Source organism: Streptomyces sp. NRRL S-495 (assembly GCF_000966955.1).
In the GTDB taxonomy this organism is placed as follows: Bacteria; Actinomycetota; Actinomycetes; order Streptomycetales; family Streptomycetaceae; genus Kitasatospora; species Kitasatospora purpeofusca.
Genome location: NZ_JZWY01001415.1, coordinates 1 through 204, shown reverse-complemented (window position 1 = coordinate 204; position 204 = coordinate 1). Strand labels below are relative to the sequence as shown.

Sequence of the window (204 nt, the reverse complement as noted above, 5' to 3'; positions counted from 1 at the left end):
CTTCCAGGCGACCCGGTAGCGCCAGCTGTCGGCGGTCCGGTCGCCGGCCCGGCCGCGCGCCCACTCGGCGAGGGTGGGCACCAGGGAGGCGAGGGAGGCCCTCAGCTCCCCGTCCTCGACCCGCAGGGCGGCGGCGAGGGCGTCCAGGTCGCCGTGGTCGACCGCCTCCCAGAAGCCGGAGTCGGCCGGGCCGGTGCCGGTCGT

The 204-nt window shown here is 78.9% G+C and carries 1 protein-coding gene; it reads right to left on the bottom strand.

Annotation, left to right across the window (positions count from 1 at the left end):
- The coding region (locus VR45_RS41910; RefSeq protein WP_045945245.1) for a hypothetical protein at positions 1-204 on the bottom strand (204 nt) is incomplete at both ends.